Genomic DNA, 25,671 nt, shown 5'->3' with positions numbered 1-25,671 from the left:
GTCAAAACAAAGTGGAGGAACAGGTGAAAAAATACATTCTGACGGCGGCCGTGGCGTTTTCCGCGCTGATGGCAGGGCAGGCCTATGCCCAGCAGAAATACGTCTTCGCCCTTGTGCCGAAGAACATGAACAATCCTTTCTTCGACCAGGCTCGTGACGGCTGCAAGAAGGCCGAAGCCGAATCCAGCGGCGCGATCGAATGCATGTATATCGGCCCCGGCGAGCATGGCGGCGGCGAGGAGCAGGTGCAGATCGTGCAGGACCTGGTGGCCAAGAAGGTCGACGGCATCGCCGTCGCCCCGTCGAACGCCGCGGCAATGGCCGTCGCGCTTCAGGCCGCCAAGGAAGCGGGCATTCCCGTGCTTACCTGGGACTCGGATGTGCTACCGGAGAACAAGGACCTGCGTGTCGCCTATATCGGCACGCACAATTACGAAATTGGCGTCAACCTCGCCAAGATCGTGCAGACCATCAAGCCGAAAGGCGGCACCATCTGTATCCAGTCGGGCGGAGCTGCCGCGGCCAACCACAATGAGCGCATGAAGGGTATACGCGATACGCTGGCCGGCAAGGAGTCGGCCGCCTCGCCAGGTGATGCCCTGACCGGCCAGAACGGCTGGACGGAAGCACCGGGCTGCCCTCTCTATACCAACGACGACTTCCCTCTGTCGGTTCAGCAGTTCCAGGACTTCATGGCGAAGACGCCAAACCTCGACGCCTTCGTGCCGACAGGCGGCTTTCCGCAATTCATACCGGATGCGAATCGCGCTGCGGTCGAGCCGTACAAGGATAAGATCGCCAAGAAGGAGCTGGCTCTGGTCGTCGCCGACACGCTGCCGGTGCAGATGGACCAGATGAAGGAAGGCCTGTCGCTCGGCCAGGTCGGACAGCGGCCGTTCGAAATGGGCTACAAGACCATGCTGGCGCTGAAGGACATCAAGGACGGCAAGCCCGCGCCGGCCGACCCGACCTACACCGGTCTCGACGTCTGCACCCCCGAAACCGCCGACACCTGCATCGGAAAGTAGGCGGGGGGCGCAACTCTGCGGCGGGCGAGGGATGACTCTTGCCCGCCTTTGCCCCTGAGAGGCGACAACAGACCCATCGAGCGACTGGCTCAAATCGACCGCTGCCGTCAGGCCTCAGAGACGCTCCGCTGGCCACGGCGTGACCATTTTTAGACGAGTGCCGGGAGTGATCCCATTCGGGAGGAGCAATTGAGAAAGATACGATATGCCGTGGTGGGCGCGGGCTGGATCACACAGGAAGCCTTTATGCCCGGTGTGTCCCAGACCGGAAACTCGACAATCACGGCGATCGTCAGCGGCTCGGCCAAAAACGCCGCCAAGCTCGCCGAATTCTACGGCGTGGAACACGTCTTCAGCTATGAGCAGTACGACCAGATGCTCGCATCGGACGTCGCCGATGCAGTTTACGTGGCATTGCCGAACTCCATGCATGCCGACTATGCGATCCGAGCCCTGAGAGCCGGCAAGCACGCGCTCGTTGAGAAGCCGCTGGCCACGACCGAGGCGGAATGCGAGGCGATGATCGCCGCCGCCAATGAGAGCGGAGCGTACCTGATGACGGCGTATCGGCTGCACAACGAGCCCGGCACTGTCGAGGTCCTGGAGCGCATCCGCAGCGGTGAGATCGGCGATCCCCGCATCTTTGCCGCGGTCTTCTCCTTCGTAGCGTCGTCCGACAATCACCGCCTCAAGGCCGCCTATTGGGGCGGTCCCTTGCAGGACATCGGCGTCTACTGCCTGAATGCCGCGCGCCATATCTTTGCCACTGAGCCGATCGAGGCAGTCGCGGTAAGGAGTTTCGGCAGCGCCTCAGTCGGGGAGGTAGAGGAAAGCATTGCCGTGACGTTGCGCTTCCCCGAGGGCCGGCTTGCGCAGTTCATTGCCAGCTTCGGCGCGGACAATTCGGATTTTTACCACGTGGCCGGAACGAAGGGGAGCGTAACGGCCGACCCTGGCTTCCGTTTCGAGACTGCCGTGCAAATGAAGCTTCGGCATGGCGACATCAGAACCGAAAAGGCGTTCCCGCAGACAGACCATTTCGCCGGACAGACCGCGTATTTCTCCGACTGCATCCTGAATGCACAACCGCCTGAAGCCGACGGTGGAGAAGGATTTGCCGACGTGCGCGCCCTGCTTGCCATTGAGCGCGCCGCCAGCACCGGTCAGCCTCAGAAGATAGACACGCCGGCACGGCAGGTTCATCCTACTGCGGATATGATCCGCATCTTGCCTACAACTGACCAGCGGCTGCTTCTCTGACGCGCTTTCGCCCGCGGAGCCGGCCAGGATTCATTGCGAGAAGCGTCTCACGAAACGGCATCGCGTACCGCGTTGTACGGTGCAACCGTTCATGCGGAGGCAGTCACGATCTTGTTTCCGAACGTGCTCGACGGGCTGCGCTGGGTGAAATTCATCCAGGCGGCCGCCGACTCGCACGAGGCCGGAAAAGCCCGGACAACCGGCTGGCTTGACTGAACGCATTGGAATAATACGGAGGTCAACTTGAGTATACGCGTTGGAATTATCGGCGTAGGGGTAATGGGTGCGGATCACGCGCGGATGCTCGCATCACCTCAAGCCCGGCTTGCCGCCCGACGGGAGCATTCCGCGCCCATCATCGCTGCCCTGAAACCATGGTTCGAAAAGCAGCTATCGATGATCTCCTCCGGCTCTGGCCTGGCCGAAGACATCCGGCATGGGCTCGGCCACTGGCAAGGCCTGACCCGCTTCCTGGACGATGGCCGCCTGGAACTCGACACCAACCCGGTTGAAAACGCGATCAGGCCAGTATGCCTGACCAGAAAAAAATGCCCTGTTTGCAGGTCACGAAGTCGGGGCCGAAAATTGGGCGCTGCTCGCCTCCATCGTGGCCACCTGCAGGCTCAACGACGTCAACCCGGTCGCCTACCTCGCCGAAACCCTCGACGCCATCATCAACGGCCATCCGCAAACCCAGATCGAGGAACTCATGCCCTGGCGATTCCGAAAAACGTCAAGCCCAAATCCACAGGCGATCCGCGAGGCGCTCACCCTAAGTTTTATCATTGACGGTCTGACTTGACGTCTGGCCCGAGGGCGGCGTTCGCTACTATTCCGAAACTTAAGGTTTCGCCCTACCGCGTAATTGGGGTCGGCTGTCTTAAGAGGGCCGCTGCCCACGGTGCCTACTTCTTAACGCATTGGCGGACTGGTGCGGCCGAGCAAACTTCGCCCACGCCGCAGTCCAGGTCGCGTGAACAAGGTTTCGGCATTTGCGGTGGCTCCAGCGTGACGAAGGGCGTCCTCGGCTCTTCCCCCGGTCTCGCCGTTCTCGGGAGGAAGGCGCCGGGATCACCGAGCGACTTCACATATCGATAGAATGACCGAATGTCGCTCTCCGGCATGACGCGAACGTTGTACCAAGGCATCGGCGGCAATGTGCGAAGTGTCTTGATGTAGGTTACATACCCGTCTTCGCTAAGGTCTTGCGCGCTCCATCTCAGATTGCTTGCATACGTTGTGCCCCACGGCCCCCGCCAACCTATTACTTTCCCTCTCAATGCCTTGGTGGGGTCGAGTGCGCCTTCGGCTTCCCTGTAGCCGTCAGTATGGCAGTCGTGACAGCTGCCGATGATGGAAACCAGCCGTCCTCTCTCGACAGACACCTCCTCTGCCGCAAACGCTGCCCCCGATGCTGTCAATATTGCTGAGCCAACCAGGAGCTTAATGAAGTGCATGGTAGCCTCCAGCGCCCTCACACCGCTCGCTCAAAGCCAATAACAACGTCGAGACTTTACCACAATTTTGAAAGTTGGGGTGGGGAAAGCAACGGATCGTTGGAGGCAATAGTCCCTAAGAGGCTCCTGGGACACTGTCGACAATCGCAGCACAGCACTACGTTCGACAACTGGGCGCTGCTCGCCTCCATCGTGGCCACCTGCAGGCTCAACGACGTCAACCCGGTCGCCTACCTCGCCGAAACCCTCGACGCCATCATCAACGGCCATCCGCAAACCCAGATCGAGGAACTCATGCCCTGGCGATTCCGGAAAACGTCAAGCCCAAATCCATAGGCGATCCGCGAGGCGCTTACGCTTCCACCGCAACGGTCTCGCTGCTTTCGCCCCTGCGCACCGAGATCAATTCGGGTCTGTCGCGAGGAACGGCCTATCCCGCGGACTGGCGTCCTCGCTTCACCGATGCCTATCGCCTGCAGGCCCAGGCCTGGATCCATTCAATACTCAGCGGAATTCCGGCCGGAGCAAGCTGCTGGACGGATACCGGGCTGCAATCGCCGCCGAGGCGGGTCTGCAATCACTATCAGAAGGGCGAAAGGCAGTTATTGGCGCAATGAGTAAGCCAGAACTGTACAAATAGCTGACGGCATTTGAATTCATAATGACCTCGGCAGCCGACTAATAATCTTCTTTTTCAGGCCCCTCCCGTCAGCGTGTTCCACGCAGCCGGTGCGCTGCTTCGGCTCGTCGCAGGGACACGTGCGTGTTCTGTAGGATCATTTCGCGAAACGCCTCGTTTGATACTGCAAAGTTGTACCATCGTGTCCAACATCAGATGGGACGCAGTCCCAACAAACATGCAGTTCAGACAGTCGATTACGCGTCTTTGTTGAAGTGGTGCTGTACCAAATGCAGTACCGGCCTTGAAACGGTTGATCCAGTTCGTCGCTCATCAGGCCATAAGCCGCGGGCGGCTGTGTACGGCAGGGCTGAACGAAACCTCATTCACGCTCCCTCGCTACTCCGTGAGACCCCTCATTTCCTTTCTCGCAGCCTCAGTCCGGTACTCAAGGTATTTGGCCAAATCGGCGAGATGGACGCCCTTGGCACACTTCTGACTGTCCTCGATCCGCACGAGCGGAAGGGCAATTTCCCCCATGGAAATCTTTCGGACCAACTTCGGCGGCGTCAGGTGGGAGAAATAGTCTCGGCAGACCTCATCGATCGGGATGATGGCCTTGCCACCATACTGAGCCATCAAAAGCAGTGCTGTGTTCATTCCAGGTTGCTATCCCTGTTAGGAGCTTGGCAGACTAGCAAGCCGCGTTCATTCCAGGTTGCTATCCCTGTTAGGAGCTTGGCAGACTAGCAAGCCGCCCAACGGGTTCAACGGCCGGGCAGGGGGGCGCGTGCAAAAGGGTGGGCGCGACCTAAGCAACGGCCGGGGCGTTCAAGTCGCTAGAGGGATACCGCCAATACAGTGCTGTGACCGAGTTCGTTTGCTGACGGGCTTCTTAATCGGCGCAAATCGGTCCGACTCCAACCTCCGCAACCAGTTCCAGCATAAATCACTAATAGTCGCGATCTGATCAAAGCCCCGCCGGAAAAAACGGCAAGGCTTTTCCCACGGCAGGTTTGGCGAAGCGCGGAAGGGCACTCTGCCGCCCAGAGTAAGCGGCCTGCACGGTGAAGACGAGAGGGACGCTTTTCCAAGCGCGGAGTTCGAATCCCTCCGAGCCCACCAAGTCGCCTCCCTGCAATGCTGGCCTGGACCTGTCAAATCGTCACGTCAATGATGTCGGTATCGGTGGTTGCGTGTCCCCGCAACCACTTCTGTCATAGTACGATAACCGTCTCGGTCTAACCGAGGCGGTTTTTTCGTGTGGCGAGTTTGAAAATGTCTGGATTGCGTGAGGCCGTGAGGCCGGGCATTAAGGCGCATATTTTGCGGGAAGGCCTTCATGAACCTCAATCATCGGCAGAATGCGCCGTGCAGCGTAACCATCCGGTGTGGACCGCGGCAGACGCCGTTTCGCGTGTTAGACTGCTTGGCATGGAGATCGACACCGACAAGATTGACGCGTGCAGCGGTGGTGCTTCGACGTAGAAATCGGAAAACACGCTCGCGGCAACTCTGCACTACGCAGATGCGCGCCCATCTCCGGCCACGCAACATCGATCCGCAATTCGGAGCCATGTAGTGGTAGGTGGCGGCGCAGGACCGCTACATCGCCAGAGCCATTACCTGAGATAGTGGGTTTGAGGTGGTGGTAGAGGGAAGGGCGCTGGAAACTAACCTTCTCCATTTTCGGCAATTCGCCAACCGTCGCGATCTCGCGATTGAGCAGTGTCCTCCAGTCACTCATAGCCTGTCATCTCGAGATAGCCGCGCCCGGCATGGGTTCCCTCAAATCGGATCGGGCCTTCCCAATAGGGAGAGCGTGTGTCCATCCAGGCTTCTGGGTTTAGCGTCCGGATGGTCACATCCACTCCGTTTTCCGGCAATTGCACCCTCCAGCGGATCGGCACGCTACGTCCCGCGACTGCCGCCGTTTCGAGCGGCGTCACCCTTAGCGCGCCGGGGGCCTGCGGCTGCGGCCTGCCGTCGGCCTTGATCCATGTGGCCGATGTAAAGCCCGCGCCTCCGTCGCGCAGGCGAAAGCCCATCATCTTTTCGCCGCTGTCGAAATGCAAGGAGAACCAGTCCCACCCGGTCTGATCCTCAGCCAGCGGCTGCGAGGACCATTCGTGGTCCAACCACGCCTGACCGGACACCGCGATCACGCCCGCCGGAAGGGTCAGTGTACCGGTCACGTGGTAGAATGGTTGCGAGTAGTAATAGCTCGCCTGCCCCTTCTCGGATTTCACCGAGTAGCCCTGCACTCCCTGCGGCACCAGAGGGCCTTTGGCGTCCAGTGCCAGTTCGTAGGAAAACGCCTGTCCCGCCGCGTGCAGGTCGAGCGCCGACAGCGCATCCGCCTCTGGCAGGGCCCGACCTGCCATCTGCCAATTGTCAATCCAGGCCGCAAAGGGTGCAGCCGAAACCCCCGCCTGGCCGATGCCGCCCCGTGCCAGCCGTTCGGCCACGAATTGGTGCGTTCGCGTCGTCAGCCCGGCATGGCCCATCCAAAGCTGCGGACTAGACCAGCCGGACCGCTCCACCGGGGCCAGGGCGGATCGGAAAAGAGTCCATTGCACGCCAAAGTCCGCTCCATCCGCAGCTTGCAGGTTGGCCGTCAAATACCACCATTCGATCCGGTAACCGGGGTGCGGGCCGTGGTCTGCCGGAAAGTTGAATGCAGTCCCCGGCTGCGGCACTGAAAACCCGTCAGCCTCTGTGCCAAGCCCAGCAAAACCCTGGCCAAAGGCAGGTGCGGCCAAGCTCATGTAGATCAGCAATGCTCTAACGCTCATGTGCAAATACCTTCAGCAAATCCGATGGCGAAAGACGCGCCAGCCGCCAGGCAGGCACGGCGGCTGCAAGTCCGGCCGCCAGCAACGCGAGCGCCGCCAGCCGCGCCCAGTCACCGGGAAAAAGGTGCATCGGCAGACGCCAGCCAAAAGCCTCCACATTCACCACCGCCAGTAGAACAAAGGCGAGCCCGATACCTACAGGCAGAGCGGCCAGCATGGTCAAGGCTGCCAACAACAAGCCGCGCCAAAGCTCCAGCCATACGAGGTGGCGGCGGGGCAGACCCATGGCCCAGACCGGCGCCAGTTGCGGTAGGCGCATCCCCGACAGGGTCATGAGGCTCGCAAACATCGCCAGCCCCGCGACTCCCAGCGTCAGCACATTCAGCGCGGCTGTCACTCTGAATGTGCGCTCAAACACTTTGAGCGAAAAGACCTTGATCCCGGCCTGGTCAATCACGTTCTGCGCGGGCAGCCCGAATTCCGCCCGCAAACCCGCAGCCAGTGCTTCGGCCTTGCCAGGGGCAATCCGAATGGCATAGCGCAGGCGGGAGACGTCAGGGTAGTGCCGGACCAGTGTGTCGATCCCGATGATCACTTGGCCGATCGGGTTGCCATAGTCGGCATAGACGCCGACGATGCTGGCCCGCCAGCCACCGGGCAGCGTGATCTGGTCCCCTAAGCCCAACTCCTGGCGCCGCGCCAGTTGTTCGTTGATCAGGGCGCCGTCGCCTGTGGCGATCCGGTCCCACACCCCCGGCACTGCAGAGAGGATCGGCCAGTTGTCGCGATAGGTGCCATGATCGGCCACGCCGTATATTGCCGCGGGCTGGCCTGCGACCCGGCCCTCAATGCTCCAGATCGGCAGGACCGCGTCGCTGCGCTGGGCCAGCCAGTCGCGTATCGCCGTGGCCTCTGCTTCGGTGCGGGCGGTCACGTAAAGCTCTGAGGCGAGACGCTGATCGAGCCAGCCGGTGAAGGTCAGCCGAAAGCTCGACACCATCGTGCTGACGCCCACATTGACGGCCAGCGCAAGCAGCAGTGCCATTAGCGCCAATGACAGGCCGGGAAGCTGTTGACGCGTGTCGGCCCAAAACCATTCAGCCAATGGTCCACGCGCCAAGCGGCCGCCAAGGTGCAATATCCCCGTCAGCACGAGCGGCAGCGCCAGTGCCGCCCCCAACAGCAGTGCCGCCAGAAGCGCAAAGCCCGCCTCGAGGCCGGATCCGAAGTGTGCAATTCCCGCCGCCGTCAACAGGAGCACCATCGCAGCCACGCCTTGCGCGCGCAGGGCCCGCTCCGAAGCCCGCGCCCAGGCCCGAGGCTGGGCCGGCGCAAGCAGCGGCAGGTGCCATAGCCGCCAGAGGCTTTGTGCGGCCGCTACCAGCGTGCCGATTACCGCGATCGCCAGCCCCGCTGCCCACACTGCGGGGCGGATCGACAGCGTTCCCGGCACATCGGCCCCGTAAAGTCCGCGCAGGGTGGCGGCGACGTCGGGCAAAAGGGCCGAGGCGACTACATAGCCAAGTGCCACGCCCACCAATCCCGCGAGGAGGGCGAAGATCAGCAGCTCGGCGATCAGCAAAAGGACCAGCACGCGGGCCGGCAAGCCCAGTGCGCGCAGCGTGCGAAACACCGGGCGGCGCTGTTCAAAAGCCAGACCGATGGCGGAATGCACGATGAAGAGCCCCACCGCAAAGGCAAGAAAACCGAAAGCCGTCAGGTTCAGGTGAAAACTGTCGGTCAGCCTGGCAAGATCCCCCGTTTCACTCGGCTCGCGCAGGGTCAGGCCGGGGGCTGTCACCTCTAGAGGGGCACGGCCAATCGGTTGGTCCGGCCAGAGCAAAAGACGAGAGATCTTGTCCTTTGCCCCAAGCAAGACCTGCGCCTGCCCGATGTCGGTGAGGACTGTGCCAGGCGGCAAACCCTCGGCCACGCGCACGGGAGGTGTTGCTTGCTCGGTTAGTCGTGCCGCGGTTTCCGGAGTTGCATAGAGCACCCCGGGCGCCGTGATGAACGGCAATAGCTCATCACCCACTGCAACATCCACCTGCTGCGCCTGCGGCGGCAAAGTCAGTGGGTCAATGCCGAGGACGCGCAACCGCACATCCCCAAACCGCATTTCACCTTCAATCACCGGCGAAGCCAGCCAGCCTGCTCGCCGCAGTCTCACAAACACCTGTTGATCCATCCGGGTCCCGTCCTCACGCACCAGTTGCGCGAGCCGGTCCTGCCCAAGGATCGCCGCTGCACGGTCATAGCTCGCCCGCGCCTCACCGTTGATCGCCTGAATCGCTGACCACAACGCCGTTGCCAGCGATAGCCCCAAAAGCAGCATCGCCAGTTGGACAGGCCGCCTGCGCCAATGCGACAAGAGCGCTGACAACCCGGTCCACACCATCAAGCCAGCCGTCCCGCGTGCAGGTGAACGTGGGCGTTCAGCCGGTTTGCCAGACGGTTGGAATGGGTAACCATTAACAGGGCGGCACCCGTTTCAGCCACCAGCGACAGCATAAGATCGAGTACAGCGTCCCCTGTTGCTTCATCGAGATTGCCCGTGGGCTCATCGGCCAAAACCAGCCGGGGCCGAACGGCTAGGGTCCGCCCAATCGCCACCCGCTGTTGTTGCCCACTCGACAGCTGTTCAGGGTAGCGCGTTAGGACCTTGGCCAGGCCCAGCCGTTCAGCAAGGACCTTCAGCCACGCCGGATCAGGACGGCCGGCAAGTCGAGCCTGAAAGGCAAGGTTGGCTGCCACATCAAGCGAAGGGATCAGGTTGAACTGCTGGAACACAAGTCCGACTGTTCCCCGCCGCAGGGCGGCAAGGGCCGTATCGTTCAGCCCCACAATATTGGTACCGCCAAGGTGGATTTCTCCCGCATCAGGGCTGTCGAGCCCTGCAACGAGGTGCAAAAGCGTGCTCTTGCCGCTGCCAGACTCGCCGGTCAGCGCAAGGCTCTTGCCCGCCTCCAGCGAAAGATCGATCCCGTGCAGAACATGCAACGGCCCTTCGCCAGTGGGGTAGAATTTGTCGATCTGGTCCAGCCTCAGCAGCATGTTACTCCCCGGAGGCCCGCGTGCTTCTGACACGGCATGCCAGTGAAATAGCGCCAAACAACGACCCCTTTCATACAGCCTCCAAACCCACTGCCTTAATTGGACAATGGTTTTCTTCAGAGGCTCGCGTTTTGCATCTAACGCGACCTCCACTTGGAATTCGATGTACAATTACGATCTAGAGCGGTTCTCAGCTAGGCGGGATAGGCGTTGACCGTGCCGTCGCAACTCACTCTCCAAACGGAACTGGAGCGCTGCCTTCAATTCCTCAGCAGTGCCGATGCCGTTGCTGAAAAGCGCCATGATTATGCCTGCAGCCTGGTCACACTCAGGCGTGCTTGGCTCTATGCCAGCCTCACGGGAATACGCGATCAAACCTTTCGGGCAAAGAGTTCCTCTTCGATCTTTGCGCGGTTGTTTCCATACTTTTTTACCAGCCTGAGGGCATCAGCCCGTTCGAGATGGTGCTTCTTCATGAGGTACCCGACTTCATAGTCTTCGCCACCGTCGACCCGTGCTCTGTCTTGCGGACCACGCTTTGACTTGTCGTCTGCCATGACAACCTCCATGGGCGATCGCCTCGCCCAAACGTGTCAAGGATAATCCTCTAATCGACGGGGACAAGGACGTAGTCGCCAACCATGTCGAAACCGCACAACTCCGCGGTCGCAGGGATAAGCCGATCCCTTACGGGGAACGCTTTGCTCGTCCGCCGTTCGAAGCGTCGAGGTCTTCTGGGCTGGTACACGTTCTTGCGGCCGTGGGAGGAAGCTTTCCGCGCGACATCACGAATGGAGTCCCTTGATGCATCGAAGGTCGCCAAATAACCCGCTTCGGCTGTGGCTGCTTCCGGTTTTGCGTTCGCGAGCGCTTCAATCTCAATCAAGAACGGCATTTCAAACATGCCATCGTAGCCGAGAAAATGGAGGTATTGTCCGGCCTCGTCGTAGCTGCGGCTTCGGTTCGGAAAAGTCAGCGCCAAGGTTGAACATACCTCAAGCCGTCAAGAACCGCGTAGCGAACGTCTGTTGCAGGCTCGCGGCCTTGCGTCTCTTCGCATTGTGCGCGTTCAGAATTACGGCGGTTTCGAAGCTAAACTGCCACTCGCTTGATCCCGCTGCCCGGCCAGCGATGGAGCCGGGCTACTCCAGCACAGACTCTGCCCGTCGATCACCTCGATCGGCACGGACTCCAGACCGACATCGTCGAACAGCCGCGCATTTGACCGCGTTCGCCAAATTAATGGCCGGATCTTTGCGAAGCCTCCGCATTTTTGTGGGGGGAAGCCCTCCCAGCATCATCGTGATTGGACTTCACGATCGGTCGGAGTCACGCTGGCCGCAGGTATAAGAAGGATATGGGTGGGCCAACTATCGTCCGAATAGGAGGCTAAAATGAAGCACCAGACGCTTGAGCAACTGCAGATCGTCGCCGAGATCGATCAGGACTACCTGCGCCAGGCCATGTCGCGCAGCGAACGTCTTGAACGCTGGGCGGAGCTCCTTGAACGGAACCCTGACCGGCGACTCTCGACGCTACACCAAACCGAGTATCAGCCGGTTAGATCACGCGGGGCCATGCGCGGCGACGGCTCGCCGATCTCAGTCGCTTTCGAGGATCCTGTCCTCCGCGCCGCCGGGTTGGAAAGCGACAACTACGGCGAAGCGAAGCGGTTCTTCGAACTGACCGACAGGCAATTGCATGAGATCATCTGCTATTGTCATTTCGGCGCGACGGTGAGCGCCGTAACGGCCGCCCGTCACATCCGTGCGGCAATTGCCGGGAGACAGCCCGGCATGTTCGCTCGGATGCGTGAGGCGTTCGTCGGATAAAGCCGGAGCCGTTTCGCAGCATCATTTTTGAAGCGGCTCGCATGGAAAGCCGCCGCCGTAGCGCGGGCAAGCGCTCCCCACGCGGGGAGGCTGCGTTGCATGAGGGGGTGCGGCTTTCCGCAGGAGCACGCCGACGCCCCTCCTGCATCTTTTCCATCCGAACCGGAAAGATCCCAATGCTGCCAGTACATCCGTGGTCAGCGCCGTGGTTCAAAGGCTCGAACAGAGCGACATGCGCGCCGGATAAGCGCTATACATTCGCTGTCGAAAATTCGGTGCTTCATGGTGGGTCGAAGGTCGCGGACCTATGTCGATCGGGACCGGGAAAGCCAAATCGTGCCAAATTTTCGCGAACTGTATATATCTCTCGATGCACATTCAATCAAGGCTCGATAGGTTTGTCTCGTAATTGCGGATTAATATAGTCTGTTGTCGGCAAAATTAAGAGGGATGAATTACAATAAAATTGCTTATGGCTCCGCCTTTCGGACGGCCAAAAGCGCCGGTAAAAACGACTGATTTCATTTCAAATATTTTCGGTTTGAGGAATTAAAAATTTGGCACTCCTATCATTCGAGTGCCAAAGGGGCTATGTTAAGTGTTGCAGTCGCTCTATGTGCGGCGGCAGAAAGAACCCCCAATGAAATTCCGGCCACTCCACGACCGCGTCGTCATTCGGCGCGCGGAAGGCGATACCAAATCCAAGGGCGGGATCATTATTCCCGACACCGCCAAGGAAAAGCCTCAGGAAGGCGAAGTGATCGCCGTGGGCCCGGGCTCGCGTGACGAGAGCGGCAAGCTGATCCCGCTCGACGTCAAGGCCGGCGATCTCATCCTGTTCGGCCAATGGTCCGGCACCGAGGTCAAGATCGACGGCGAGGACCTCCTGATCATGAAGGAGAGCGACATTTTGGGCATCGTCGAGAAGATCAAAGCGGCCAAGAAAGCCGCCTGACCGGGCGATTTCCGATCCCGCAATTTCAAGACTGAACTGGACGTAAAATCATGTCTGCCAAGGAAATCAAATTCGCTACCGATGCCCGCGACCGGATGCTTCGCGGCGTCGAAATTCTGAACAACGCCGTCAAGGTGACGCTCGGCCCCAAAGGCCGCAATGTCGTCATCGACAAGGCCTATGGCGCGCCGCGCATCACCAAGGATGGTGTCGCCGTCGCCAAGGAAATCGAGCTTGCCGACAAGTTCGAGAACATGGGCGCCCAGATGGTGCGCGAAGTGGCCTCGAAGACCAACGACCTCGCCGGCGACGGCACGACGACAGCCACGGTGCTGGCCGCTTCCATCCTGCGCGAAGGTGCCAAATTCGTTGCCGCGGGCATGAACCCGATGGATCTCAAGCGCGGCATCGATCTTGCTGTGGCTGCTGTGGTGAAGGACATTCAAGCCAGGGCCAGGAAAGTCAAATCTTCGGACGAGATCGCCCAGGTTGGTACGATCGCCGCCAATGGCGACGCGTCGGTCGGCGCCATGATCGCCAAGGCGATGAACAAGGTCGGCAATGAGGGCGTGATCACCGTCGAAGAAGCCAAGACAGCCGAAACCGAACTCGATGTCGTCGAAGGCATGCAGTTCGACCGTGGCTATCTCTCGCCCTATTTCGTCACCGATGCCGAGAAGATGCGCGCGGAGCTGGAGGACCCTTACGTTCTCATCCATGAGAAGAAGCTCGGCAATTTGCAGGCGTTGCTGCCGATCCTCGAAGCTGTGGTGCAAAGCGGTAAGCCGCTGCTGATCATCTCGGAAGACGTCGAAGGCGAGGCGCTAGCAACGCTGGTCGTCAACAAGCTGCGCGGCGGCCTCAAGGTCGCAGCCGTCAAGGCGCCAGGCTTCGGTGACCGGCGCAAGGCGATGCTGGAAGACATTGCCGTGCTCACCGCCGGCCAGATGATTTCCGAGGATCTCGGCATCAAACTCGAGAACGTCACGATCGACATGCTCGGGCGGGCTAAGCGCGTGCTCATCGAGAAGGATACGACGACGATCATCGACGGCGCCGGCGAGAAAGCCACCATCCAGGCGCGCGTCCAGCAGATCAAGTTGCAGATCGAGGAAACGTCCTCGGATTACGACAAGGAGAAACTCCAGGAACGTCTCGCCAAGCTGGCTGGCGGCGTTGCCGTCATTCGCGTCGGCGGCGCGACCGAGACGGAAGTCAAGGAAAAGAAGGACCGCATCGATGATGCGCTGAACGCCACTCGTGCAGCCGTGGAAGAAGGCATCGTTGCCGGCGGCGGTGTTGCGCTTTTGCGCGCCAAGGCAGCTTTGACTGAGCTTACTGGCGCGAATGCTGACATGACGGCAGGTATTTCGATTGTGCTGAGAGCACTTGAAGCGCCGATCCGCCAGATTGCCGAGAATTCCGGCGTTGAAGGTTCGATCGTCGTCGGCAAGCTCTCCGACAGCAAGGATCACAATCAGGGCTTCGACGCCCAGAACGAAGTCTATGTCGACATGATCAAGGCCGGTATCGTCGACCCCGCCAAGGTCGTTCGGACGGCCCTGCAGGATGCCGGCTCGATTGCCGCGCTCCTGATCACCGCTGAAGCAATGATCGCGGACATTCCGCAGAAGGTTTCGCCCGCTATGGGTGGCGCGGGAGGTATGGGCGGAATGGGCGGAATGGACTACTGAGCGGCGCCTGAAACTATAGCCAGGACGACGGAAGGCCAGCGACGCGGGCACATGCGAGCCGATATCTCGGCGATCATCGGTTCGCTCGACATCGTGTTCGGGGAGATCGATCGATAGGCTCGTCGCTGTCGTATTTGCTGCTAAAAATGGTCTTGGAGACAAGAACATGACCGACACTCTTGCCGAGAAAACATGTACGCCTTGTCGCGGCGGCGTCCCGCCGCTCACGCGTGATGAAGCCCAACGCTTCCAGGCACAGGCTCCTGATTGGGAGCTGGGCGACGATGCCGACCGCATCCAGCGGAGCTTTCGATGCCGCAATTTCCGGGATGCGCTCACCCTTGTTCAGGAGATCGGTGAGCTCGCCGAAACCGAGGGCCATCACCCCGACATCAGCTTCGGCTGGGGTTATGTGACGGTTTCCCTGAGCACCAAGAAGATCAAAGGACTGCACGAGAACGATTTCATCATGGCGAGCAAGATCGATCGGATGCTCGATCGCGCGGGGCGGCCCCTCGACCGCCAACGGTGACACGGCAAATCCATGCCAATCAAGTGAGGTCGTTTATGCCACACATCCGTCGAGGGGCAGCTCGATCTCGACCCTGATCGGATGGTTCATGGCCTTATGGTCCAGCGACGATCGCAGCGAAAATAAGCACCTTTGCGCTTGCCTTGAAGGCATCCTATTCTGGAGGGTAGTATCCGCTCGGGGCATAGAATGTCGGTACTGCCTTCCTTAAGAATTTGCGCGCCGCTCAACGCGGTGCTGGCTGCGACTGGGCTTGTGGCGGTGGCTACGCTCACGACACCGGACATATCCGGACGAAGCAGACTGGCTTTGGCTGCCGTGCTCGCGGTCATTTGGGGCGTCTATCTCCTGGAATTGGTCGAGAAACTGCTCAAGCGCCGGGCGGGAGACGTTCGGGACAGGACGCCGGCAATCGCCATTGATGTGCTCGCGGTTTTGGTTCCACTCGCCGCATTTCTGCTCGTCGGCACGCCCGACCGGAGCCTCTACTGTGCTGTCTGGCTGCTGAAACCGCTGCGCGATTCAACTTTCTTCCCGCTGCTGGGCAGAATCCTGACTAACGAAGCGCGCAACCTGATCGGCGTCGCCACCGTCTTCGGCATCGTTCTTTTCGGTTTTGCGCTCGCAGCCTATGTCATCGAGCGCGACGTCCAACCGCAACAGTTCGGCAGCATCCCCCAGGCAATGTGGTGGGCGGTGGTCACGCTGTCCACCACCGGCTATGGCGACGCTATTCCGGAAAGCTTCGCCGGCCGCGTCCTTGCCGGGGCGGTCATGATGAGTGGCATCGGCATCTTCGCGCTCTGGGCTGGCATTCTTGCCACCGGCTTTTATCAAGAAGTCCGTCGCGAGGATTTCGTCCGCAATTGGCAATTGGTCGCCGCCGTGCCGTTGTTTCAGAAGCTCGGCCCGGCCACACTAGTCGAGATCGTGCGTGCATTACGACCTCGCATCGTGCCGGCGGGCGCTGTGATCTGCCGCAATGGCGAGACCGGTGACCAGATGTTCTTCGTCGTGGAGGGGCGCGTCAGCGTCGCGACGCCGAACCCGGTGGATCTGGGCCCTGGCGCCTTCTTCGGCGAGATGGCGCTGATCACCGGCGAACCGCGCTCGGCGACCGTCAGCGCCACAACGGTGGTCTCACTCCTGTCGCTACACTCGGCGGATTTCCAGATGCTGTGCAGCAGCAGTCCGGAGATCGCAGAAATCATCCGCAAGACCGCGCTCGAGCGGCGCGGCGCGGCGCCTAACGGTTGACCGTGTTAGACTAGGTGTTCGTCAGGAGGAGGATGCGATGCCAAGGCGGCCAATTGCCTGCCGATGGTGGCTGGCTGGAACTACATGCTTTGCCGCTGCCGAACCACCCTCAATGCGAGCGCGACATTCGGTTCGTGATCTCTACCTCATCCCCATCCCGCGCAGCGGGTTCGTTCTTCGGCCCCAAACGCGACATGGGCTCGGCGAGAACAGCTCTTGGCGGTGCGGCGTTGCATCTCGACCGCACCATTACATTCGAAAGCGGAATCTCTTGCCCGTTGAATTCGAGCACGGCAGGGAGCGTCCTTGTCGGGGCACGTGCTGTTTGCCTGATTGCGGTCGCGAGTTTGGCTTATGCGAAGTGGCCATCGGCAGGCACGGCCATCTATCGACAAGCGCACATAACTATTCGCGCACCAGGCGTCCGGTCGCCCACCAGATCACCGATACAACAACGATCGATGCGTAGCCGTCCACGGCATAGTGCCAGCCAGTGAACACCGATCCGTACAGGATCAGGGCTGCAAAGGTCCAACCCGGAACGCCAAGCCAGCGATTGATCGATGACAGCAAATAGGCGTTCAATGCGGCAAAGGCGACATGCATGCTTGGCATGGCCGAGATGCCGCCGCCAAGACTTGGCCGGCCGCTTTGGTAAGCCATCAGGAGATATGCCGCGGGTTCCCGCACCATGTAACTATGGTCCAGCCTGTCCAGGGCCGCATTCAATCCGTGGAAGCGATCCACGCCGACAAAGTGGTGGTAGTAAACCGGTCCGACCGATGCCAGCGCCAGGGCCAAGACCGTTCCGAGGACGGACAACGTCAGCGCTGCTGCGCAGAGATAGCGGATGCGGGCAATCTCGTCCGACCAGAGCGACACGAAAAGGATGGTGCCGAACCACTGGTAAAACCAAATGACTTCATAGCTGTTGAAGACGACGAACGACCAATTGTTGCCGTCGAGCTTATGGACGATCTCCCATGGCGGCATCCCGTGCAGCCATTCATCAGCATCGGCCAACCAGTTGTCGGCATAGTATGGGACGACGGACGGGATGGCGATCTTGTAGGTAGAGAACGCGGTCAAGCTGGCAAAGCAGAACAGCAGCACCAGCAGACAACCGCGCCAGCGCCCTTGAACCAAATCCAGTGCGTAGCGAACCGGTTGCCGCCGGCCATGGATTAGCGCGGCACAGCAGACGCCACCGATAAACAACACCGGAATGCCAACAAGAAACTTGTGAGAATAGTTTGAGGCTGACGTATAGAATACTTCTGGATATAGTGCAGATGCGCCTAAAACGTATGTCGCCATGAACAAGGAGAGGCGCAATTGCCATATGGCGGAGGGCCTGTAGCGAGAGGCTTCCGTGGTTAGGGCCAAACCAATTTACCCGTTCTTAACGTTTCGCCGGAGAGACACATACACCGATAAGGTAAAAACCTTGCCGCCAGGTTTACTTTTCCCCGGTGGTCGACATTTGCCGGCTGGCCCGCATGCGGTGGATTGATTCCCTGAGCAATCTTGCATCCGCATTGCTGTCCATGCCCCCGCGTCAAGGAATTGCCCCAGAGCCTCGAGCCGGCCGGTTGCTTAAACACGGGCCCGCCACGCCCTCAGTTGACATATCATAAGTTTTAGCTTATCATAAGTCATGGTTTATGATTATGCAGGAATGGTGGCCTTGGCCGATCCGACGCGCCGCAAGGTGTTCGAGCTCATCGCCGATCGGCCACGCTCGGTCATCGATCTGACGCGAGTGCTTCCGGTCTCGCAGCCGGCGGTATCGCAGCACCTCAAGGTTTTGAAGCAAGCCCGGCTGGTCCGCGCAGAGCCGAAAGGTGCCAGCAACATCTATCATCTCGACCCGCATGGGCTCGGCGAGATGCGCGCCTGGCTCGACCGCATGTGGGGCGATGCGCTCGACGCCTTCAAACGGGAAGTCGACAACAGCAAGGAGAAGAGGAAATGACGACCATGATCAAGCCCGCGCCGGTCAGGAAGTCGGTGACGGTGGAGGTGCCGCTCGACAAGGCATTCGATGTGTTCACCACAGGATTCGGGCGCTGGTGGCCGGCTTCGCATTCGATCGGCAAATCCGCCCTGACGACCGCGGTGATCGAACCGAAAGCCGGCGGCCGCTGGTACGAGATCGGCGAGGATGGGTCACAATGCGATTGGGGCGAGGTTCTCGCCTGGGATCCGCCGTCGAGGCTGACGCTCGCCTGGCGGATTGGAGCCGGCTGGCGCTACGATCCGGCATTGCTGACCGAAGTCGAGATCCGCTTTGTCGCGCTCGGCGAGAACGCGACGCGTGTGGAACTCGAGCACAGGCTTCTGGAGAACATGGGCGAAACCGCAGAGGCGATGCGCGAGGCCTTCGAATCGGAGGGTGGCTGGAGCGGTCTCCTGGACCGCTATGCGGCTGAGGCCAAGCGCCACGCCGCCTGATCGGGAAGCTTTCCAGTCCAATACCAGCGGGGCCCTCGCACTGTCGGCCTCGCCGTTTTGAATCAGTGTCGATCTGCCCATCTGGTTGACCGGGGCGGGGAGATACGCTGCCCTTTACCTGCCGCCGCGAAGGTTTGCAGCGCCGCAGGTTTGTAGAACGTCCTCTCCCCCTACCATCCGGTATGCGCCGCGTCGTTTGGACGCGCGAACGGCGCTGTAGCAATTTGTCGTTGTGCATGGTCCTTTCGCAAAATCGATTCCGATTGCCAGGGTCATGCGTTAGACCTGACAGGCACCTTATCCGGAAATCCGATGGCGGGAGGCGCTGGTGGAAGGCCAGGACGAACAGATGACCGGCGCCAGGGCCGCCGAGGAGCGCCGCGCCGATATCTATGACGAGGACGGCGTCATCCTGTCGTCGTTCCTCGCCCAGATCGGTGCCGCGATCGCCGATCGCGATACGCTGACGCTGAAGCGTGAAGTCGACGATCTGCACCAGTCGGAACTCGGCCACCTGCTCGAGGCCCTGCACCCGGAACAGCGACGCGCGCTGGTCGAATTGCTGGGCAAGGATTTCGATTTTTCCGCGCTGACCGAAGTTGACGAGGCGATCCGCCGCGACATCGTCGACAGTCTGCCCAATGCGCAGATCGCCCAGGCGGTGCAGGATCTCGATTCCGACGACGCGGTCTACATTCTCGAAGACCTCGACCAGGAGGACCAGGACGAGATCCTGTCGCAGCTGCCGTTCACCGAGCGGATCAGGCTGCGGCGTTCGCTTGACTATCCCGAAGAGACCGCCGGCCGCCGCATGCAGACGGAGTTCGTCGCGGTGCCGCCCTTCTGGACGATCGGCCAGACCATCGACTACATGCGCGAGGACAACAATCTTCCGGACCGTTTCAGCCAGATCTTCGTCATCGATCCGAGCTTCAAGCTGCTCGGCGCCATCGACCTCGACCAGATCCTGCGTACCAAGCGCTCGGTCAAGGTCGAAGAGGTCATGCATGAGACCAGGCATGCCATCCCGGCCACCATGGACCAGGAGGAGGCGGCACGCGAATTCGAACAATACGATCTTCTGTCTGCCGCCGTCGTCGACGAGAACGAGCGGCTGGTCGGCGTGCTGACCATCGACGACGTCGTCGACGTCATCCAGCAGGAGGCCGAGGAAGATCTGCTGCGCATGGGCGGCGTCGGCGACGAAGAACTCTCGGACAGCATCTTTTCGACCTCGCGCTCGCGCGTGCCCTGGCTGCTGGTCAATCTTTTGACGGCTTTCCTGGCGGCCTCGGTGATCGGCCTGTTCGACCGCACCATCGAGCATATCGTGGCGCTGGCGGTGCTGATGCCGATCGTCGCCGGCATGGGCGGCAATGCCGGCTCGCAGACCATGACGGTCACGGTGCGGGCGCTGGCGACCAGGGACCTCGACATCTACAATGCCGGCCGCATCATCCGCCGCGAAATCGGGGTGGGCTTCATCAACGGCATCATCTTTGCCATCCTGATCGGCCTCGTCGCTGCTGCCTGGTTCCACGATCGCAATCTCGGCGGCATCATTGCGGCCGCGATGATCATCAATATGTTCGTGGCGGCTCTGGCGGGCATCCTTATCCCGCTGCTGCTCGACCGCTTCAAGATCGATCCGGCTGTGGCTTCGGCGGTTTTCGTCACCACGGTCACCGATGTCGTCGGTTTCTTTGCCTTTCTCGGGCTCGCCACATGGTGGTTCGGCGTGCGCTGAACGTCACCTCAATTGACTTTTACGTAAATGCCATGCGAGGCTTTGAAGGTGCCTTGTCCGCCGATTCTGGTACGCGCCTGGGCGCCGGCGGCGCCGGCCAGTTGGAACTCGCGGCGTGGCCGGGGCATTGGAGTGACGATGCGGGAATATTATTCAATCACGGAGCTGACCCGCGAATTCGACGTGTCGACGCGGACGTTGCGCTTCTATGAGGACGAAGGGCTGGTGCAGCCAGTAAGACGCGGCCGCACTCGGCTGTTTCGTCCGTCGGACCGGCATCTCATCCGCCAGATCATGCGCGGCAAGAGGCTCGGCTTCTCGATCAACGAGATCCGCGAAATCATCCAGATGTACAGGGAGCCGCCCGGCGAGGTCGGCCAACTCAAATTGATGATCAAGCGCATCGAGGAAAAGCGCGAGGATTTGCGCCAGAAACGCCGCGACCTCGAAGAGACGCTGGCCGAGCTCGATCAGGCAGAGGAATCCTGCGTCGAGCGGCTGGTGGAACTCGGCGTCACCACATGAGCGTGGCGTCAGCGCCGGCTCAAATCCAGCGCCGCACCCTTTTGGCGTAGTCCCGGTATTTCTTGCCGAATTTGGCCGTCAGCACCTTCTCCTCGCTCTCGATCGTCAGCTTCTGCGTCAGGAACGCCGCGATGACCGCCAGCGGCAGGAACCAGGCGATCCCAGTGACAAAGGCGAGGCTGACCAGCAGCAGCGTGTTGGCGAGGTAGATCGGGTTGCGGCTGACGGCGAAGGGTCCGGTAGTCACCAGATGGTCAGGCACGCCGTTCGGGTTGAGCGTCGTCTTGGCGCGGATCATGGTGCGGATTGCCGTGAACCAGAGCGCGGCAACCGCCACCAACCCCACAAGGCCGGCGGCGAACAGGATGTCGCCGAGAAGATCGCCGATCCACGGTAGCGGATAGAACAGCCCTAGCGCGACGCTGACGATGATGGCGGCGATATAGATCAGCGGCGGCCATGGGATGTGCCCCAGCCTCGGCTGCCCAGGATTTTGCTGCACGGGTTTCGGGTGACTGTCGCTCATTATTGTCCTCCCTCGATTAGCGCGTTCCCGGTTCCGCCGCCTCGGTTTGGGCGGTGCAGGTGCCGGCGAGCTCGCCAATATGCGCCTTCCACTCCGGGGACTGGTCGTTGCTGTAGAGCCGGTCAAGCGAGGCTTCGCCCTGGAGAGTGTCCAGCATGCAGGCACAATAGCTGGAGCAGAACTCGGTGTCGCGTGCCTGCTCGCAGGATATCTGGCAGGATTTCAGAAAACTCACCTCCCTGGTTTCGGCCTGCGCCGGCATGAATTGCGAAAACAGCCAGACCGAGCCGATCAGCACCGGCTGATGGATCAGATAGAAGGCAAGGCTGTGCCGGCCGATGAAGACCAGCGGATTTGCCCAGCGGCCGGGCGCCAAGGCCGACAGCCGCGTCAGCGCGCCGGAGGTGGCGGCGAGCTTGGTAACCGCGATGCCGGCAAGTACGGCGCCGAACCAGGGCAGCAGCGGAACGTAGTCGTTGGAGCGCGGGTTGGTCGCCGACAGGCCGACCCACCACAAAGCCGGATGATCGAAAAGCTCGGATCGCAGGTAGAAAGGCGCAGCGATAACGAGGGCCGCCACGGCAAGCGTCAGCAGCGCCGGGAGGCGCAGGAACGCCAGGCCGAGCAGGCTGGCGAGCGCGATCTCGTGCAATATGCCGAAGAAGATGAAGCCGTCGGGCGTGGCGATGCGGGTGACCAGCGATATTGCGAGCGCTGCCCCGGCAACCATGGCGAAGCGCTTCCAGAAGCCGGTCCAGCGGATTTTCTTGCCATGGGCGAGACAGAGGCTGATGCCGACCAGGAACAGGAAGCTCGAGGCGATGCAGCGCGCGTAGATTTTCCACCAGCCGAAGGCGGTGAGGCCGGGATCGGTGTAGCCGAAGAATTCGAGGTCCCAGGTGAAATGATAGCTCGCCATGGCAAGCAAAGCGATGCCGCGTGCAATGTCGATAGCGGCGATGCGCTTCGACTTCGGTTGATCCTGAACGGCTGCGGTCGGCGTGTCGATGCTCATGGTCTCGCTGTCTTGGTTCAGCCCCGGCAAGACGACTATCACGGTTGCCACCGTCAAAAGAAGCAGGGCCTTGCGTCGCGTTGGTACCGGTCGGCATCAGAGCTGCTTTAGGCCAAAGCCGGAAAGCCTTTGGCCGGCGTGCTGGCGTTTTTCGGACTGGGCGCGGTTTTCGCGACACTCGGCCTGCTGGCGGCGGCCTGAGGCTTCGTCACCTGGCGCTATCTGCCCAAATCGCTTTGATGTTCGAGCGCCGCATGGCGCTCGCGCACCCAGTTGTGGAAGCGGTGCAAGTCGTATTCCTCGGGCATCAGTACGCCGGCCTTGTGGCGCATCGAGCGCAGGCCCATCTGGTTGACCTCGCAGATATCAGCATCCTCCTCCAGCACCTGGGTACCGAAGGCGACGATGTTGTCGATATCCGCGGCCGGATCGGCGAGCGCTTCGGGCGAAAAAAGCCATTCGGCGGTAAGTTCGGTCTGCTCCGGCCCAAGCGGCACCAGCCGCACGGTCCTGACATAGTCGACATGGCCGACGACGAACATCGACGGCATGCTGGTGGCATAGGTCTGCCCGGCGGCACGCTCGCCCGGCGTCAGGCCGGAAAAGACCGAGCCGTGGACGCGCCCGTCGCGCGACCAAGTTTCGGCCCCGGCCCGCAAGCCGCCGGCAAATTCCGGCGCGTCATTGTCGGCGTGGCGCGCCCATTCGGGGTCGTCGTGCCGGCCCATCAGGCCGCGGCCATAGATCGGCACCAGCCGCGACAGGTCCTTGTGGACGCCGGGGCAGTGCAGGCACTCGTTGAAATTTTCCCAAAATACCTTCCAGTTGCAGTTTATCACCTTGCGCAGCACATGGCCGCTCAGCAGCGTTTCCAACGGCCAGTTGGCGAGGCTGCCGGATGCCGGATCGAAGGATGTTTCAGCCGAGCCGGCAGCGTCTTCCGCCAGATTGACGAAGACAAAACCGCGCCACACCGAAAGCGCGACCCGGTAGAGCGGATGATCGGCCTTGTCGAAGCCGTCCGGCAGCGATTTCGACGGCACGCGCACCAGATCGCCGTGCAGCGAATAGGACCAGGCATGGTATGGGCAGGTGATGAACCGCGCCTTCAGCCGTCCTTCGCTCTGCTGGCAAAGCTGCGAGCCGCGATGCCGGCAGGTGTTGTGGAAGGCGCGCAACTCGCCGGTCTCGTCGCGCAGCACGACGACCTCCTGCGTGCCTATGCGGAACGTCCTGAAAGCCAGCGGCTGGGCAAGGTCGGCCTCGCGGCAGACGAGCAGCCAGTTGCGATACCAGATGGCCTCGAGATCGCGCTGATAGGCCGCGATGTCCCAATAGGCTGATGACGGCAGCGTCGGCTCGGCCCGCGTCAGGCCGTTGTAGGGACCGCGCTCATTCGGGCTGGGTTGCATGCCGGCTTCCTCCCCATCCGCCAGCCGACACCCGGCTGCGAAAATTGTCAATCGCGGCGCCGGCCGACCGGGCTTGGCGAGGCGGCGCATTCGCCACACGATCCGGCGGAATTTGGTTTGCCGGGCGCGGCGATTCTGCCTATAGTCACTGATGTCGTCGGTTCCGTTTGGAACCAAGAGGGAATGCGGTGAGGGCAAGTTGTTTGCCCAATGCCGTGGCTGCCCCCGCAACTGTGTGCGGTAGTCCTCTCCATATGCCACTGAAGGTTCGCCTTCGGGAAGGTGGGGAAGGGCGCTGATCCGCGAGCCAGGAGACCTGCCGGCGACAGGAAACTGACTTCTATGCCCTCGGGTGGAGGGCGAAAGGACAAGACATGAATACCGCTTCCGTTTCGCTCGGCGCTTCCGCCTCCTCGCAGTCGCGTCTCATGCAGCTGGCGCTTGCTGCATTCCTCGGCATTTTCGTCATGGGCTTTGTCGGCTTCTCGCATATCGATGCGGTCCACAATGCCGCGCACGACTATCGCCATTCGATGGGCTTTCCCTGCCACTAACAAGGGGCTGACATCATGACACTGTTTCGCAACGTCGTGTTCATCGCGGCGATCGCAGGGCTTGTGGCCGGCGTGGCTCTCGCCTGCATGCAAGCCTATGCCACGGTGCCGCTCATCCTAAAGGCGGAAGTCTACGAACAGGCCGGCGGCGGCCATGACCATGCCGCGGCACCTGCGACACCGGCTGAAAACGCCGCGGGCATGACGGCTATGAGCAGCGCCGCGCCGGCACCGGCTGAAGCAATGGCTCCGGCGGAAGACGAAGGCTGGGCGCCGGCGGACGGTTTCGAACGCTTCGGCTTCAGCGTCGTTGCCAATATCGTCACCGGCATCGGCTTTGCGCTGGTCCTGGTTGCGGTTTCGGAATTCGCCGGCGGCATCGGCAATTGGCGCCAGGGCCTGTTCTGGGGGCTGGCCGGCTTTGCCGCATTCACGCTGGCGCCGGGCCTCGGCCTGCCGCCGGAACTGCCGGCGATGCCGGCGGCCGACCTTGTCCAACGCCAGTTATGGTGGTGGGCAACAGTGGTGGCGACAGCGGCCGGTCTCGGCCTTATCGTCTTCCGCAGATCGCTGCCGCTGGTGGCTCTTGCCGTGGCGTTGATCGTTGCGCCGCATATCGTCGGCGCGCCGCAGCCCGATAGCTTCGAGACGGCGATCCCGGAAGGCCTGCACCACCAGTTCGTGGTGGCGGTGACGCTGACCAATCTGGTGTTCTGGCTGGTGCTCGGCGCGGTCGTCGGCGTGGTGCGCGGACGCTTCACGGGCACGGCGACCAGCCTGCGCGACAGCTTTGCCTGACCGCGCTGCCGGGGCACTGACCCTGGTCATCGGCGGTGGGGGGGGGGGGGCCCGCCCGCCGGGGCGCCGGCCGGGGAGGGGGGGCGCGCCGGGCCGGGGCGCGAGATGACCCCCCCCCCCCGCTGCCTCCCCCCTGCGACCCCACCCACCCCGCCCA

The 25,671-nt window shown here is 61.4% G+C and carries 24 protein-coding genes, 2 pseudogenes and 1 riboswitch; of the genes and pseudogenes, 16 read left to right on the top strand and 10 right to left on the bottom strand.

Annotated features, from left to right (window positions below; genetic code table 11):
- The first annotated feature begins 23 nt into the window (after positions 1-23).
- The 4 genes and pseudogenes from NKJ32_RS27855 to NKJ32_RS35570 all read left to right on the top strand — a co-directional run bounded on the left by NKJ32_RS27855 (position 24) and on the right by NKJ32_RS35570 (position 4,081).
- Positions 24-1,028: a substrate-binding domain-containing protein gene (locus NKJ32_RS27855; RefSeq protein WP_023676588.1), complete on the top strand. Its 1,005-nt coding sequence runs from the start codon at positions 24-26 to the stop codon at positions 1,026-1,028.
- A 210-nt stretch (positions 1,029-1,238) separates the two neighbouring features.
- Entirely contained in the window at positions 1,239-2,288 is a 1,050-nt protein-coding gene (locus tag NKJ32_RS27850; RefSeq protein ID WP_245274692.1) for a Gfo/Idh/MocA family protein, read from the top strand.
- 306 nt (positions 2,289-2,594) lie between these two features.
- Positions 2,595-3,090: pseudogene (locus NKJ32_RS35575) on the top strand (IS66 family transposase); the annotation flags it as partial.
- 649 nt (positions 3,091-3,739) lie between these two features.
- Positions 3,740-4,081 carry a transposase domain-containing protein gene (locus NKJ32_RS35570; RefSeq protein ID WP_502894573.1) on the top strand — a complete coding sequence of 114 codons (342 nt, stop codon included), beginning with the start codon at positions 3,740-3,742 and terminating at the stop codon, positions 4,079-4,081.
- Between the two features lie 682 nt (positions 4,082-4,763).
- Here the strand turns inward: NKJ32_RS35570 and NKJ32_RS27830 are convergent.
- The 6 genes from NKJ32_RS27830 to NKJ32_RS27805 form a co-directional block, all read right to left on the bottom strand.
- On the bottom strand, positions 4,764-5,024 hold the full coding sequence (locus NKJ32_RS27830) for a pyocin activator PrtN family protein (protein WP_023676583.1): 261 nt from the start codon (positions 5,022-5,024) through the stop codon (positions 4,764-4,766).
- Positions 5,025-6,103: 1,079 nt separating this feature from the next.
- On the bottom strand, positions 6,104-7,159 hold the full coding sequence (locus tag NKJ32_RS27825) for a lipocalin-like domain-containing protein (protein ID WP_023676582.1): 1,056 nt from the start codon (positions 7,157-7,159) through the stop codon (positions 6,104-6,106).
- Positions 7,149-9,557 carry an ABC transporter permease gene (locus tag NKJ32_RS27820; protein ID WP_023676581.1) on the bottom strand — a complete coding sequence of 803 codons (2,409 nt, stop codon included), beginning with the start codon at positions 9,555-9,557 and terminating at the stop codon, positions 7,149-7,151. The genes NKJ32_RS27825 and NKJ32_RS27820 overlap by 11 nt, the downstream gene beginning before the upstream one ends.
- Complete coding sequence (locus tag NKJ32_RS27815) at positions 9,557-10,213, bottom strand: ABC transporter ATP-binding protein (RefSeq protein WP_031211739.1); 657 nt, start codon at positions 10,211-10,213, stop codon at positions 9,557-9,559. Before NKJ32_RS27815 ends, NKJ32_RS27820 begins: the two co-directional genes overlap by 1 nt.
- Positions 10,214-10,584: 371 nt before the next feature.
- Positions 10,585-10,770, bottom strand: a complete 186-nt coding sequence (locus NKJ32_RS27810) for a DUF3606 domain-containing protein (protein ID WP_023676578.1) — start codon at positions 10,768-10,770, stop codon at positions 10,585-10,587.
- 50 nt (positions 10,771-10,820) lie between these two features.
- Positions 10,821-11,195: a DUF1488 family protein gene (locus NKJ32_RS27805; RefSeq protein ID WP_023676577.1), complete on the bottom strand. Its 375-nt coding sequence runs from the start codon at positions 11,193-11,195 to the stop codon at positions 10,821-10,823.
- A 412-nt stretch (positions 11,196-11,607) separates the two neighbouring features.
- Here NKJ32_RS27805 and NKJ32_RS27800 point away from each other — a divergent pair, with 412 nt between their 5' ends.
- The 6 genes and pseudogenes from NKJ32_RS27800 (at position 11,608) to NKJ32_RS27775 (ending at position 16,483) form a co-directional block, all read left to right on the top strand.
- Entirely contained in the window at positions 11,608-12,045 is a 438-nt protein-coding gene (locus tag NKJ32_RS27800; protein ID WP_352458344.1) for a hypothetical protein, read from the top strand.
- Positions 12,046-12,685: 640 nt separating this feature from the next.
- Positions 12,686-13,000, top strand: coding sequence for a co-chaperone GroES (locus NKJ32_RS27795; protein ID WP_023676575.1), 315 nt, complete (start codon positions 12,686-12,688; stop codon positions 12,998-13,000).
- A gap of 50 nt (positions 13,001-13,050) precedes the next feature.
- A complete protein-coding gene (gene groL / locus NKJ32_RS27790) occupies positions 13,051-14,694 on the top strand; it encodes a chaperonin GroEL (RefSeq protein WP_352458343.1) in 1,644 nt (547 codons plus the stop codon).
- A 42-nt stretch (positions 14,695-14,736) separates the two neighbouring features.
- Positions 14,737-14,811 (top strand): annotated as a pseudogene (locus NKJ32_RS27785) (NADH-quinone oxidoreductase subunit D-related protein); the annotation flags it as partial.
- A 49-nt stretch (positions 14,812-14,860) separates the two neighbouring features.
- The gene (locus tag NKJ32_RS27780; protein WP_352798296.1) at positions 14,861-15,226 is read left to right on the top strand and encodes a 4a-hydroxytetrahydrobiopterin dehydratase; all 366 of its coding nucleotides are present in this window, start codon (positions 14,861-14,863) and stop codon (positions 15,224-15,226) included.
- 189 nt (positions 15,227-15,415) lie between these two features.
- Positions 15,416-16,483, top strand: a complete 1,068-nt coding sequence (locus tag NKJ32_RS27775; protein ID WP_352757428.1) for a cyclic nucleotide-gated potassium channel — start codon at positions 15,416-15,418, stop codon at positions 16,481-16,483.
- 405 nt (positions 16,484-16,888) lie between these two features.
- On the opposite strand, the gene NKJ32_RS27770 is transcribed toward NKJ32_RS27775, so the two are convergent.
- Positions 16,889-17,800 carry a phosphatase PAP2 family protein gene (locus tag NKJ32_RS27770; protein ID WP_352757432.1) on the bottom strand — a complete coding sequence of 304 codons (912 nt, stop codon included), beginning with the start codon at positions 17,798-17,800 and terminating at the stop codon, positions 16,889-16,891.
- Between the two features lie 340 nt (positions 17,801-18,140).
- Here NKJ32_RS27770 and NKJ32_RS27765 point away from each other — a divergent pair, with 340 nt between their 5' ends.
- The 4 genes from NKJ32_RS27765 (at position 18,141) to NKJ32_RS27750 (ending at position 21,209) form a co-directional block, all read left to right on the top strand.
- Complete coding sequence (locus NKJ32_RS27765; protein ID WP_352757429.1) at positions 18,141-18,458, top strand: ArsR/SmtB family transcription factor; 318 nt, start codon at positions 18,141-18,143, stop codon at positions 18,456-18,458.
- The gene (locus tag NKJ32_RS27760; protein ID WP_254818127.1) at positions 18,455-18,937 is read left to right on the top strand and encodes an SRPBCC family protein; all 483 of its coding nucleotides are present in this window, start codon (positions 18,455-18,457) and stop codon (positions 18,935-18,937) included. The genes NKJ32_RS27765 and NKJ32_RS27760 overlap by 4 nt, the downstream gene beginning before the upstream one ends.
- A 349-nt stretch (positions 18,938-19,286) precedes the next feature.
- Positions 19,287-20,684 carry a magnesium transporter gene (mgtE, locus tag NKJ32_RS27755; RefSeq protein ID WP_502894205.1) on the top strand — a complete coding sequence of 466 codons (1,398 nt, stop codon included), beginning with the start codon at positions 19,287-19,289 and terminating at the stop codon, positions 20,682-20,684.
- A 138-nt stretch (positions 20,685-20,822) separates the two neighbouring features.
- A complete protein-coding gene (locus tag NKJ32_RS27750) occupies positions 20,823-21,209 on the top strand; it encodes a MerR family transcriptional regulator (protein WP_023676566.1) in 387 nt (128 codons plus the stop codon).
- A gap of 19 nt (positions 21,210-21,228) precedes the next feature.
- On the opposite strand, the gene NKJ32_RS27745 is transcribed toward NKJ32_RS27750, so the two are convergent.
- From NKJ32_RS27745 to NKJ32_RS27735, 3 genes are all read right to left on the bottom strand, one after another.
- Positions 21,229-21,735 carry a methyltransferase family protein gene (locus NKJ32_RS27745; RefSeq protein ID WP_352587579.1) on the bottom strand — a complete coding sequence of 169 codons (507 nt, stop codon included), beginning with the start codon at positions 21,733-21,735 and terminating at the stop codon, positions 21,229-21,231.
- A gap of 16 nt (positions 21,736-21,751) precedes the next feature.
- Positions 21,752-22,750 carry a heparan-alpha-glucosaminide N-acetyltransferase gene (locus NKJ32_RS27740; RefSeq protein WP_352724947.1) on the bottom strand — a complete coding sequence of 333 codons (999 nt, stop codon included), beginning with the start codon at positions 22,748-22,750 and terminating at the stop codon, positions 21,752-21,754.
- 218 nt (positions 22,751-22,968) lie between these two features.
- On the bottom strand, positions 22,969-24,162 hold the full coding sequence (locus NKJ32_RS27735; protein WP_352798301.1) for an aromatic ring-hydroxylating oxygenase subunit alpha: 1,194 nt from the start codon (positions 24,160-24,162) through the stop codon (positions 22,969-22,971).
- Between the two features lie 141 nt (positions 24,163-24,303).
- Positions 24,304-24,500, top strand: a riboswitch (cobalamin riboswitch).
- 36 nt (positions 24,501-24,536) lie between these two features.
- On the opposite strand from NKJ32_RS27735, the gene NKJ32_RS27730 reads away from it, so the two are divergent.
- Both NKJ32_RS27730 and NKJ32_RS27725 read left to right on the top strand, forming a co-directional pair.
- Entirely contained in the window at positions 24,537-24,716 is a 180-nt protein-coding gene (locus tag NKJ32_RS27730) for a CbtB domain-containing protein (protein ID WP_023676561.1), read from the top strand.
- A gap of 15 nt (positions 24,717-24,731) precedes the next feature.
- Positions 24,732-25,514 (top strand): CbtA family protein, encoded by a 783-nt coding sequence (locus NKJ32_RS27725; protein ID WP_023676560.1) that lies wholly within the window; start codon positions 24,732-24,734, stop codon positions 25,512-25,514.
- The last annotated feature ends 157 nt before the right edge of the window (positions 25,515-25,671 follow it).

This window comes from Mesorhizobium sp. M0159 (assembly GCF_040322295.1).
In the GTDB taxonomy this organism is placed as follows: Bacteria; Pseudomonadota; Alphaproteobacteria; order Rhizobiales; family Rhizobiaceae; genus Mesorhizobium.
This window is presented reverse-complemented; position numbering and strand designations above follow the sequence as displayed.

Excerpts from the sequence above, each read along its gene's own strand:
- NKJ32_RS27830 (WP_023676583.1), bottom strand. The coding sequence starts at position 5,024 with ATGAACACAGCACTGCTTTTGATGGCTCAGTATGGTGGCAAGGCCATC.
- NKJ32_RS27825 (WP_023676582.1), bottom strand. The coding sequence starts at position 7,159 with ATGAGCGTTAGAGCATTGCTGATCTACATGAGCTTGGCCGCACCTGCC.
- NKJ32_RS27820 (WP_023676581.1), bottom strand. The coding sequence starts at position 9,557 with ATGGTGTGGACCGGGTTGTCAGCGCTCTTGTCGCATTGGCGCAGGCGG.
- NKJ32_RS27815 (WP_031211739.1), bottom strand. The coding sequence starts at position 10,213 with ATGCTGCTGAGGCTGGACCAGATCGACAAATTCTACCCCACTGGCGAA.
- NKJ32_RS27810 (WP_023676578.1), bottom strand. The coding sequence starts at position 10,770 with ATGGCAGACGACAAGTCAAAGCGTGGTCCGCAAGACAGAGCACGGGTC.
- NKJ32_RS27800 (WP_352458344.1), top strand. The coding sequence starts at position 11,608 with ATGAAGCACCAGACGCTTGAGCAACTGCAGATCGTCGCCGAGATCGAT.
- NKJ32_RS27795 (WP_023676575.1), top strand. The coding sequence starts at position 12,686 with ATGAAATTCCGGCCACTCCACGACCGCGTCGTCATTCGGCGCGCGGAA.
- groL (WP_352458343.1), top strand. The coding sequence starts at position 13,051 with ATGTCTGCCAAGGAAATCAAATTCGCTACCGATGCCCGCGACCGGATG.
- NKJ32_RS27780 (WP_352798296.1), top strand. The coding sequence starts at position 14,861 with ATGACCGACACTCTTGCCGAGAAAACATGTACGCCTTGTCGCGGCGGC.
- NKJ32_RS27775 (WP_352757428.1), top strand. The coding sequence starts at position 15,416 with ATGTCGGTACTGCCTTCCTTAAGAATTTGCGCGCCGCTCAACGCGGTG.
- NKJ32_RS27770 (WP_352757432.1), bottom strand. The coding sequence starts at position 17,800 with ATGGCGACATACGTTTTAGGCGCATCTGCACTATATCCAGAAGTATTC.
- NKJ32_RS27765 (WP_352757429.1), top strand. The coding sequence starts at position 18,141 with ATGGTTTATGATTATGCAGGAATGGTGGCCTTGGCCGATCCGACGCGC.
- NKJ32_RS27760 (WP_254818127.1), top strand. The coding sequence starts at position 18,455 with ATGACGACCATGATCAAGCCCGCGCCGGTCAGGAAGTCGGTGACGGTG.
- mgtE (WP_502894205.1), top strand. The coding sequence starts at position 19,287 with ATGACCGGCGCCAGGGCCGCCGAGGAGCGCCGCGCCGATATCTATGAC.
- NKJ32_RS27750 (WP_023676566.1), top strand. The coding sequence starts at position 20,823 with ATGCGGGAATATTATTCAATCACGGAGCTGACCCGCGAATTCGACGTG.
- NKJ32_RS27745 (WP_352587579.1), bottom strand. The coding sequence starts at position 21,735 with ATGAGCGACAGTCACCCGAAACCCGTGCAGCAAAATCCTGGGCAGCCG.
- NKJ32_RS27740 (WP_352724947.1), bottom strand. The coding sequence starts at position 22,750 with ATGAGCATCGACACGCCGACCGCAGCCGTTCAGGATCAACCGAAGTCG.
- NKJ32_RS27735 (WP_352798301.1), bottom strand. The coding sequence starts at position 24,162 with ATGCAACCCAGCCCGAATGAGCGCGGTCCCTACAACGGCCTGACGCGG.
- NKJ32_RS27730 (WP_023676561.1), top strand. The coding sequence starts at position 24,537 with ATGAATACCGCTTCCGTTTCGCTCGGCGCTTCCGCCTCCTCGCAGTCG.
- NKJ32_RS27725 (WP_023676560.1), top strand. The coding sequence starts at position 24,732 with ATGACACTGTTTCGCAACGTCGTGTTCATCGCGGCGATCGCAGGGCTT.